The sequence below is a fragment of the Kitasatospora sp. NPDC059817 genome, assembly GCF_042731835.1.
Lineage (GTDB): Bacteria > Actinomycetota > Actinomycetes > Streptomycetales > Streptomycetaceae > Kitasatospora.
The window spans coordinates 3,284-12,991 of sequence record NZ_JBHWIR010000200.1; the positions used below are offsets into that span (position 1 = coordinate 3,284).

The following is a 9,708-nucleotide window of genomic DNA, read 5'->3' on the forward strand; positions in this document are numbered from 1 at the left end:
TATCCGCGCCCCCGCCCACCCCCCGCCACCCCCCCCCCCCCCCACCCGCGGGGGCCCCCCCACCGTGTGGTGGCGGGCCCCCGGGCCGGACGGTTCAGCCGGTCACTCCGGGTCGATCTTGCGGTACTCACGGGCCGGGTCCACCCGGGGGCGGGCGGCACCCTTCTCGGTGTCCACCGGGCGCGGGCCAGCCGCCGGGTCGAGCGGCACCTGGGTGGCCGCGGGGGCCGCCGGCGGCACGCTCGGGGCGGCGACCGCGCCGCCGTTGATGCCGGGGTTTCCGGTCAGCCCGCCGAAGGCGCCGCCGAGGCCCTTGAGGGCGTCGCCGACCTCGCTGGGGATGATCCAGAGCTTGTTGGAGTCGCCCTTGGCCAGCTCGGGCAGGGTCTGCAGGTACTGGTAGGCGAGCAGCTTCTGGTCGGCGTCGCCGTCGTGGATGGCCTCGAAGACCGTCCGGATCGCGGCCGCCTCACCGTCGGCGCGCAGCACCGCGGCCTGCGCCTCACCCTCGGCCCGGAGCACGTCGGCCTGCTTCTCACCCTCGGCCTTGAGGATCTGGGCCTGCCGCTGGCCCTCGGCGGTGAGGATCGCGGCGCGCTTGTCACGGTCGGCGCGCATCTGCTTCTCCATCGAGTCCTGGATGGAGGTGGGCGGCTCGATCGCCTTCAGCTCGACGCGGTTGACCCGGATGCCCCACTTGCCGGTGGCCTCGTCCAGGACGCCGCGCAGACCGGCGTTGATGACCTCGCGCGAGGTCAGGGTGGATTCGAGGTCCATCGAGCCGATGATGTTGCGCAGCGTGGTGACGGTCAGCTGCTCGATGGCCTGGATGTAGCTGGCGACCTCGTAGGTGGCCGCGCGCGGGTCGGTGACCTGGTAGTAGATCACCGTGTCGATGTTGACCACCAGGTTGTCCTGGGTGATCACCGGCTGCGGCGGGAACGGCACGACCTGCTCGCGCAGGTCGATCCGGTTGCGGACCCGGTCGATGAACGGGACGACGATGTTCAGGCCTGCGTTGAGCGTCCGGGTGTAGCGGCCGAAGCGCTCCACGATCGCGGCGCTGGCCTGCGGGATGACCTGGATCGTCTTGATCAGCGCGATGAAGGCCACCACGACCAGGACGACCAAAACGATAAGGACGGGTTCCACGGACTCTCCCCTAGATGACCAGGGCGGTCGCGCCCTGGATTTCGACGACGTCGACCTGCTGCCCCGGTTGGTACACGCTGTCCGGGTGGAGCGCGCGGGCCGACCAGATCTCGCCGTTCAGCTTGATCCGTCCGCCCTCCCCGTCGACGGTTTCCGCGACGACCGCGGTGGCGCCCTGGAGCGCCTCGATGCCCATCTTGATGTGCGGGCCCTGCCGCAGTTGCCGGTAGGCGATCGGGCGGACGAAGACCAGCAGCGAGACCGAGACCGCGATGAAAACCAGGGTCTCCCAGACCGCGCCTCCGCCCAGCCCGGCCACGCCGGCGGCCGCCAGCGCACCGATCGCGAACATGGCGAACTCCGGCATCGCGGTCAGCACCAGCGGTATGCCGAGCCCGACGGCGGCCAGGAGCCACCAGATCCAGCTGTCCACGTGTCCATCCTAGGGAGCGAAGGGCCTTCGAGGCGGACAGTTCCCGCAGGTCGTGGGGCGGAAACCGGTCGCGCGTGCGACCGGTCCCCGGAAACCCGACGACATCGGAGCGTGCGAGGCGCGTACGAGGTGCGTGTGAGGTACGTGCGAGGCGCGGACGGGGGCTCAGCCCAGCGGCAGGCCCTGCGCGGACCAGCGGTCCCCGTGGCGCTCCAGGGTGAGCGGCAGGCCGAAGCACTTGGAGAGGTTGCGGGCGGTCAGCTCGGTGTCGATCGGACCGGCGGTGAGCACCTTGCCCTGGCGGATCATCAGGACGTGGGTGAAGCCCGGCGCGATCTCCTCGACGTGGTGGGTGACCATCGCCATGGCCGGGGCGAACTCGTCCTGGGCGAGCGCGCCGAGCCGGCGGACGAGGTCCTCGCGGCCGCCGAGGTCCAGGCCGGCCGCGGGCTCGTCGAGCAGCAGCAGCTCGGGGTCGGTCATCAGGGCGCGGGCGATCAGGGTGCGCTTGCGCTCGCCCTCGGAGAGGGTGCCGAACTTGCGGCCGGTGAGGTTGGACATGCCCATCCGGTCGAGCAGCGCGAGCGCGCGGGACTCGTCGAACTGCTCGTACGTCTCCTGCCAGCTGACCGTCATGCCGTAGGCGGCGGTCAGCACGGTCTGCAGCACCGTCTGCTCGGCCGGCAGCTTGTCGAACATGGCGGCGCCGGCCAGGCCGATCCGGGAGCGCAGCTCGAAGACGTCGACCTCGCCCAGCTTCTCGCCCAGCACCGACACCTTGCCCGCGGTCGGGAACAGGTAGGTGGCGGCGATCTGCAGCAGGGTGGTCTTCCCGGCGCCGTTGGGGCCCAGGATGACCCAGCGCTCCCCCTCGGAGATGGACCACGAGACCTGGTCGACCAGCGCGCGTCCCTCCCGGACCACGGATACGTCCACCAGCTCCAGCACGTCGCTCATGCCTACGCCTTCCCCAATACAAGAATTTCGGCCGTCGGTGCGGGCGGCGAGCCTACTCCGGCAGCCGGTGGGCACGGGGTGGGTGCGCCGCACACGCATGGGCAAACCTACGCCACGCGGATGACCGCCGATTCCGTAGGCTGGCCGGATGCTCGCGACTCCTCCCGACAATCCGTACGAAGAACCCCGTTCGGGGCGGCTGACCGCGTGGGGCAACGCCCTGCTGGCCGGTCTGGTGCCGCCGGACAACGCCGCCGCGGCCGTGCTGGGCGACGACGAGAGCCACCGGGTGACCGGGCTGCCCGGGGACGGGCCGGGCGAACGGCACGGCCTCACCTGGGCGCTGGGACGGCTTCGGGTGCTCGGGGTGAAGGGCCTGCGACTGGCGCTGCCGTCCGCCGGGCACCCGCTGGGGCTGACCGGTCCGGCGCCGTTCAACGAGCGGGCGATGGGCGTCGGGGAGGCGGTGCTGGCGGTGGGCGTCCCGCTCGGACTGGTGCCGGAGGTGGAGGTGTTCGGCCCGGCCGGGGACCGTTCGGCGACGGTGTTGTGGCGCTGCCTTGAGACCAACGACACACCGCCGGCCGACGTCCCGTCGCTGCACGAGGCCGAACGGGAACTGGCCGACGGGCTGCGCGAGGCGACGCTCCTGCTGACCCGGCTGGACGTGGCGGGCGCCGGGCCGGAGGCGCTGCGGGCGCTGGAGGCGTACCGCCGGCGCGGGCACGCCGAACTGCTGGCGCCCGGGTACCCGCCGCGTGCGGTGCGGGTGCTGGAGTCGGCCCGGCAGGTGTCGGCGCTGCTGGCGATCGCCGCGGGCGGGCACGGCGCGGCGGTCAGCGCCTCCGAGATGGCGGCGCGGCAGGCGGTGCTGGCGCCGCTGCGGCGCACCGCCCGGCGGGCGCAGGTGGCGGCGTACAACGCGCTGGTCGACGAGCGCGAGGACCGCTGAGTACGAGAGCTGCTCAGCACGCGGACCGCTGAGCTACCGGGAGCACGCGGACCGCTAGGACGGGCCGCCGTCCCGCGCCTCGCCGTTGCGGACGGCCCACAGGGCCGCCTGGGTCCGGTCCGCCAGGTCCAGCTTCATCAGGATGTTGGAGACGTGGGTCTTCACCGTCTTCTCCGACAGGTGCAGGCTGCGGGCGATCTCCCGGTTGGAGCGGCCGTCGGCGATGTGGCCGAGGACCTCGCGCTCGCGTTCGGTGAGGGTGCCGCCGCGGCCCTGCGGGGCGCGCGGGCCGTCGTCGGCGAGCAGCGCCTCGGCCAGTTCGGGCTGGAGCAGGACGTGGCCGGCGTGCACCGAGCGGATCGCGCCGGCCAGCGCCTCCGGGTCGACGTCCTTGTAGACGTACCCGGCGGCGCCGGCCCGCAGCGCGGGGACCATCGTGCGGTGCTCGGTGAAGCTGGTGACGATCAGGATCCGGGCCCGGCTGCCCTCACCCTTGAGCGTGCGCAGCGCCTCGATGCCGTCGACGCCGGGCATCTTGAGGTCCATCAGGACGACGTCGGGGTCGAGTTCGCGGGCGCGCTCGACGCCCTCGGCCCCGTCGGCGGCCTCCCCGACCACCTCGATATCGTCCTGGACCTCCAGGAAGGTGCGCAGCCCGCGGCGGACCACCTGGTGGTCGTCGACCAGCAGGACGCGGATCGACGGCGTGCGGTCAGGCGTGCTGTCAGGCACCGGGGACCTCCATCTCGACGAGCGTCCCCCGGCCGGGGGCGGACTCCAGGGTGAGCGTGCCGCCGACGGCGGCCGCGCGGTCGCGCATCGAGGCCAGGCCAAGGTGGCGCCCGGCCCGGCGGACGGACTCGGGGTCGAAGCCGTGCCCGTCGTCGCGCACCCGCAGCACGGCACCGCGCGCGGGCGTGCCGGCCAGGGTGACGGTGACGCGGCCCGCGCCGGAGTGGCGCAGCGCGTTGTGCAGCGCCTCCTGGGCGACCCGCAGCAGCGCGGCCTCCTGCGCGGGCGGCAGGGCGCGGACGCCGTCGGCGGCGAAGGCGACGTCCGCGGTGTGGGCCCGGTCGAGGACCTGCACCTGGGAGGCGAGGGTGGCGCTCAGCCCGTCCTCCTCCAGGGCGGCGGGGCGCAGTTCGACGACGACGGCGCGCAGTTCGTCGGCGGCCTCGGCGGCGAGCCGGGCGACCTCGGCGAGTTCGGCGCGGGCCCGGGCCGGATCGCGGTCGACGAGCGTGGCGGCGGCCTTGGCGGTGAGCCGCAGCGAGAAGAGCTTCTGCGCGACGGCGTCGTGCAGGTCGTGGGCGATGCGGGCGCGTTCGCCGGCCAGGGTGAGTTCGCGGCTGCGCTCGTACAGGCGGGCGTTGGAGAGGGCGAGGGCGGCGTGCGCGGCGAGTATCCGCAGCAGTTCCTCGTCGTGGTCGGTGAACAGGCCGCCGCCGCGCTTGTTGGCGAGGAAGATGACGCCGGTGACCTGCGGTTCGTCCTCGGCGGCCTCGGCGTCCAGGATGGGCATGCCGAGGAAGGCGTCCATCTCGGGGTGGGCGGCCGGCCAGCCGCCGAAGGCCGGGGCCTTGCGGACGTCGGCGAGCCGGGTGGGGCCGGTCTCGTGCAGCATCTTGGCGAGGACGCCGTGCTGGCGGGGCAGCGGGCCGATCGCCCGCCACTGCTCGTCGGTGACGCCGTCGACGACGAACTGGGCGAAGCCGCCGTGGTCGTCGGGCACGCCCAGGGCCGCGTACTCGGCGCCGAGCAGGTCGCGGGCGGAGGCGGTGATGCGGCGCAGCACCTCGCGAACCTCCAGGTGCCGGCTCATCGCGAGCAGCGCCTGGCTGACCGCCTCGATGCCGGCCAGGCAGGGGTCGCAGCCGGGCATCGGGCGGGCGGGGCCGCGCAGGTCGAGGTGCGGGCCGGCCGGGCTCCGGCGGTCGCTGGGCGTGCTGGGCATACCGCCAAACTACCGCCGCCGCGGGCGCCGCCGCGTCGGTCCGCGGCCGGGGTGGGCGCAGGTCCGGGGACCTAGGACTCGGGGCCCGCGCAATGGAGGAGGGGCGGCTCTCCGGTGACGGGAGAGCCGCCCCTCGGCGGGCGGGGCGAAGGGGGTCAGCCCTTCTGCATGACCTCGGGCTCGTGGCGGCGCTGGAGCCGGGTGACGATGACGCCGATGACGATCGAGATCGCGATCAGCGCGCCCGCGTCGATCGCCCACTGGGCGACGCTGCTGGTCCACAGCGGGTCGTACTGGGGGTTCTGGAAGTCCTTGTTCCAGGGGCCCATGAGCTTGGACAGGTCCAGTGTGGTGGCCACGATGCCGGTGCCCCAGCGGGCCGGCATCAGCCAGGCGGCCTGCTCCAGGCCGGGCTTGCCGAAGAGCTGGAACAGGCAGCCGGTGAAGACGACCTGGATGATGGCGAACATGACCAGCAGCGGCATGGTCTTCTCGGCGGTCTTGACCAGGGCCGAGATCATCAGGCCGAACATCATCGCGGTGAAGCTGAGCAGGATCATGCCGATGGTCATCTCGATGATCGGCAGGTCCTTGACGATCAGGCCGTGCTCGGGGAGCTTGCGCGGCAGGAAGCCGACCGCGGCGACGATGGCGCCCTGGATCACGCTGAAGAAGCCCAGCACGATGATCTTGGACATCATGTACGCCGAGCGGGAGAGCCCGGTGGCCCGTTCCCGTTCGTAGATGGCCCGTTCCTTGATCAGCTCGCGGACCGAGTTGGCCGCTCCGGAGAAGCAGGCTCCGATCGCCAGGATCATGAGAATCGTCGCGGCCCCGCTGTTGAGGTGGAGCTGCGTGTTCGGGTTGGGCGCGAGGCCCGCCCCGTTGGGGACCAGCACGCTGACCGCGCCGATGACGGCGGGCAGCAGCACCGACAGCGCCAGGAAGCCGCGGTCCGAGGCGAGGACCGACATGTAGCGGCGCATCAGCGTCCACAGCTGCGAGCCCCAGCTCTGCGGCTTCGGCGGCCGGACGGCCTCCTGGGCGACCTGGGCGTGCTGCACCTCACCCGACTCCACGTCGGGGGAGGAGTACTGCTGGTAGTGCACCGAGCCGCGGTAGCGGCCGGCCCAGTCGTGGTCCGGGTAGTTCTCGAAGGCCTGGAAGACGTCCGCCCAGGTCTCGTACCCGAAGAAGTGCAGCGCCTCGTCCGGCGGGCCGAAGTAGGCCACCGCGCCGCCCGGCGCCATCACCAGCAGCCGGTCGCAGAGCGCGAGTTCGGCCACCGAGTGGGTGACGACCAGGATGGTGCGGCCGTCGTCGGCGAGGCCGCGCAGCATCTGCATGACCTCGCGGTCCATGCCCGGGTCGAGGCCCGAGGTGGGCTCGTCCAGGAAGATCAGCGACGGCTTGGTGAGCAGTTCCAGGGCGACCGAGACGCGCTTCTGCTGGCCGCCGGAGAGCGCGGTGATCTTGTTGTCGGCGCGCTTGTCCAGGCGCAGCTCGTACAGCACCTCGTCGATCCGGGCCGCGCGCTCGCGCGCCTCGGTGTCGCCGGGGAAGCGCAGCTGGGCCGCGTACTTGAGGCCGGTGCGGACGGTGAGTTCCTTGTGCAGGATCTCGGACTGCGGCACCAGGCCCATGCGCGAGCGGAGCTCGGCGAACTGCTTGTAGAGGTTGCGGCCGTCGTACAGGACCTCGCCGCGGTCGGCCGGGCGGTAGCCGGTGAGGGCGCGCAGCAGGGTCGACTTGCCGGAGCCGGACGGGCCGATGACGGCGACCAGGGACTTCTCCGGGACGCCGAAGCTGACGTCGTCGAGCAGGATCTTCTTGGCGCCCTTGTGCTCGACCTCGACGGTCAGGTGGCGGGCGGAGAAGGAGACCGCGCCGGTGTCGACGAACTCCTGCAGCTGGTCGCCGACCAGCACGAAGCTGGAGTGGCCGACGGTCAGCCGGTCCTGCGGGCCCATCAGCTGGCGCTGCACCCGCTGGCCGTTGAGGAAGATCCCGTTGTGGCTGCCGAGGTCGACGATCTCGTAGCGGCCGTCCTGGAGCTGGCGCAGCTCGGCGTGGTGGCGGGAGACCTGGAGGTCGGAGACCACGACGTCGTTATCGAGCGCGCGGCCGATCCGGACGGTGCGCATGGCGGCGGTCAGGTTGCGGATGATCGTCGGCTGCGGGCCGGCGCCGTCCTGCGGGTCGGGCGGGAAGGCCTGCTGCTGCGGGAAGCCGCCCTGCTGCGGCTGGGGCGCGTGCTGCTGCTGTTGCTGTTGCTGTTGCTGCGGGAACGGCGGCTGGGGCCGGCCTGCCCAGGCCTGCTCGGGCTGCGGCGGGTAGGGGGCCTGCGGCGACCAGCCCTGCTGCGGGGCCGGCGGCTGGGGCGTCGGCGCGGCGCTGCGGCTGGTGGCGGCCTCGTGCCAGGCGGGAGCCTGGGGGGCGGCGGCGTGCGGGGCGGCGTGGGCGGGCGCGGAGAAGCCGAGCCGGGGTCCGTTCTCCGGGTTGCCGAGGTTGACGACGGCGCCGGGGAACAGCTGGGCCTGCATCGTCCGGGCACCGGCCGTGTAGGTGCCGTTGGTGCTGCCGTGGTCGTCCAGCTGCCAGCCGCTGCCGTTGAAGGTGATGGTCCCGTGGTGCCAGGAGACCCTGGCGTCGTCGAACGGGAAGTCCGACTGCGGGTTGCGCCCGATGGTGTAGGACCGCCCGGGCTCCAGAGTCCGCTGCTGTCCGTTGATATCGATGACGAGTTGCGGCACTGCGCGCCTGCCCCGCTCTCTCGGTTCCCCCGAATTGTGCCCCCGACCAGGGGTGCGATGTTTCCGAAACTGACGGGGGGAATCATTCCAGCCTGCTGACCGCCAATAAAAGTCACCCCGGGTGACTGTGACCAGGCTGCTACCCGGCACCCGTCCGCGACGTGGGACGGGTGCTCTGGGCCCGCCGGCCGGCGGGTAGCGTGGGAGGCACCATGAACGCATCGCCCCTGGCCGCTGAGCCCCTCCCCGCCGCCCAGCCCCGGACCGCGGACGAGCGCACCCTGCTCGTCAAGGTGTTCGGCAAGGACCGCCCCGGCATCACCGCCGGCCTCTTCGCCACCCTGGCCGGCTTCGCCGTCGACGTGATCGACATCGAACAGGTCGTGACCCGTGGCCGCATCACGCTCTGCGCACTGGTCACCCCGCCCACCGCCCCCGGCGCCGAGGGCGGTCTGCGGGCCACCGTGCACCGCTGGGCGGAGGAGCAGAAGCTCCAGGCCGAGATCCTCTCCGGCATCGGCGACAACCGGCCGCGCCGCGAGGGCCGTTCGCACGTCACCGTGCTCGGCAATCCGCTGACCTCCGCCGCCGTCTCCGCGCTCACCTCCCGGATCACCGCGGCGGGCGGCAACATCGACCGTGTGTTCCGGCTCGCCAAGTACCCGGTGACGGCGGTCGAGCTGGCCGTGTCCGGTGTGGCCACCGACGAGCTGCGGGCCGAGCTGGCCCAGGAGGCGGCCGCCCAGCGGGTGGACGTCGCGGTGGTCGCGGCCGGGCTGGAGCGCCGGGCCAAGCGCCTGGTGGTGATGGACGTCGACTCCACGCTCATCCAGGACGAGGTGATCGAGCTGTTCGCGGCCCACGCGGGCTGCGAGGAGGAGGTCGCCGAGGTGACGGCGCAGGCGATGCGCGGCGAGCTGGACTTCGCCGAGTCGCTGCGGGCCCGGGTCTCGCTGCTGGCCGGGCTGGACGCCTCGGTGACCGAGAAGGTGCGCGCGGAGGTCCGTTTCACGCCGGGGGCGCGCACCCTGATCCGCACCCTGCAGCGGCTGGGCTTCCAGGTCGCGGTGGTGTCGGGCGGGTTCACCCAGGTCACCGACCACCTGGTCGAGGAGCTGGGGCTGGACTTCGCGGCCGCCAACACCCTGGAGGTGGTGGACGGCAAGTTCACCGGCCGGGTGGTCGGCGAGATCGTGGACCGCGCGGGCAAGGCCCGCTGGCTGGCCCGGTTCGCCGAGCAGGCGAAGGTGCCGCTGTCGCAGACGGTGGCGATCGGCGACGGCGCCAACGACCTGGACATGCTGAACGCGGCCGGGCTGGGTGTGGCGTTCAACGCCAAGCCGGTGGTGCGCGAGGCCGCCGACACCGCCGTCAACGTGCCGTTCCTGGACACCGTGCTGTACCTGCTGGGCATCACCCGGGAGGAGGTCGAGGCGGCCGACGAGGTGGACGGCAGCCTGACCGAGTAAGGCCTGAAGACGCACGAGAGGGGCGCGCGGACCTGGTC

Annotated in this window: 8 protein-coding genes; 2 read left to right on the forward strand and 6 right to left on the reverse strand. The window is 72.7% G+C overall.

Annotated features, from left to right (window positions below):
• Positions 1-102: 102 nt before the first annotated feature.
• From ACFV61_RS30035 to ACFV61_RS30045, 3 genes are all read right to left on the reverse strand, one after another.
• Entirely contained in the window at positions 103-1,152 is a 1,050-nt protein-coding gene (locus tag ACFV61_RS30035) for an SPFH domain-containing protein (protein ID WP_063349637.1), read from the reverse strand.
• A gap of 10 nt (positions 1,153-1,162) precedes the next feature.
• The gene (locus ACFV61_RS30040) at positions 1,163-1,573 is read right to left on the reverse strand and encodes an NfeD family protein (RefSeq protein WP_380495029.1); all 411 of its coding nucleotides are present in this window, start codon (positions 1,571-1,573) and stop codon (positions 1,163-1,165) included.
• A gap of 177 nt (positions 1,574-1,750) precedes the next feature.
• Positions 1,751-2,542: an ABC transporter ATP-binding protein gene (locus tag ACFV61_RS30045; protein WP_063349636.1), complete on the reverse strand. Its 792-nt coding sequence runs from the start codon at positions 2,540-2,542 to the stop codon at positions 1,751-1,753.
• Between the two features lie 148 nt (positions 2,543-2,690).
• On the opposite strand from ACFV61_RS30045, the gene ACFV61_RS30050 reads away from it, so the two are divergent.
• Entirely contained in the window at positions 2,691-3,494 is an 804-nt protein-coding gene (locus ACFV61_RS30050) for a hypothetical protein (RefSeq protein ID WP_063349635.1), read from the forward strand.
• Positions 3,495-3,548: 54 nt separating this feature from the next.
• Here ACFV61_RS30050 and ACFV61_RS30055 read toward each other — a convergent pair whose 3' ends face one another.
• The 3 genes from ACFV61_RS30055 to ACFV61_RS30065 all read right to left on the reverse strand — a co-directional run bounded on the left by ACFV61_RS30055 (position 3,549) and on the right by ACFV61_RS30065 (position 8,201).
• A complete protein-coding gene (locus ACFV61_RS30055) occupies positions 3,549-4,226 on the reverse strand; it encodes a response regulator (RefSeq protein ID WP_380495026.1) in 678 nt (225 codons plus the stop codon).
• Positions 4,219-5,376: a GAF domain-containing sensor histidine kinase gene (locus ACFV61_RS30060; protein WP_063351461.1), complete on the reverse strand. Its 1,158-nt coding sequence runs from the start codon at positions 5,374-5,376 to the stop codon at positions 4,219-4,221. The genes ACFV61_RS30055 and ACFV61_RS30060 overlap by 8 nt, the downstream gene beginning before the upstream one ends.
• Positions 5,377-5,603: 227 nt before the next feature.
• Complete coding sequence (locus ACFV61_RS30065) at positions 5,604-8,201, reverse strand: FHA domain-containing protein (protein WP_380495027.1); 2,598 nt, start codon at positions 8,199-8,201, stop codon at positions 5,604-5,606.
• 212 nt (positions 8,202-8,413) lie between these two features.
• On the opposite strand from ACFV61_RS30065, the gene serB reads away from it, so the two are divergent.
• Positions 8,414-9,670, forward strand: coding sequence for a phosphoserine phosphatase SerB (serB, locus tag ACFV61_RS30070; RefSeq protein ID WP_063349632.1), 1,257 nt, complete (start codon positions 8,414-8,416; stop codon positions 9,668-9,670).
• Positions 9,671-9,708 lie beyond the last annotated feature (38 nt).

Coding starts and splice junctions, on each gene's coding strand:
- serB (WP_063349632.1), top strand. CDS start 8,414: ATGAACGCATCGCCCCTGGCCGCTGAGCCCCTCCCCGCCGCCCAGCCC.
- ACFV61_RS30045 (WP_063349636.1), bottom strand. CDS start 2,542: ATGAGCGACGTGCTGGAGCTGGTGGACGTATCCGTGGTCCGGGAGGGA.
- ACFV61_RS30050 (WP_063349635.1), top strand. CDS start 2,691: ATGCTCGCGACTCCTCCCGACAATCCGTACGAAGAACCCCGTTCGGGG.
- ACFV61_RS30060 (WP_063351461.1), bottom strand. CDS start 5,376: ATGCCCGGCTGCGACCCCTGCCTGGCCGGCATCGAGGCGGTCAGCCAG.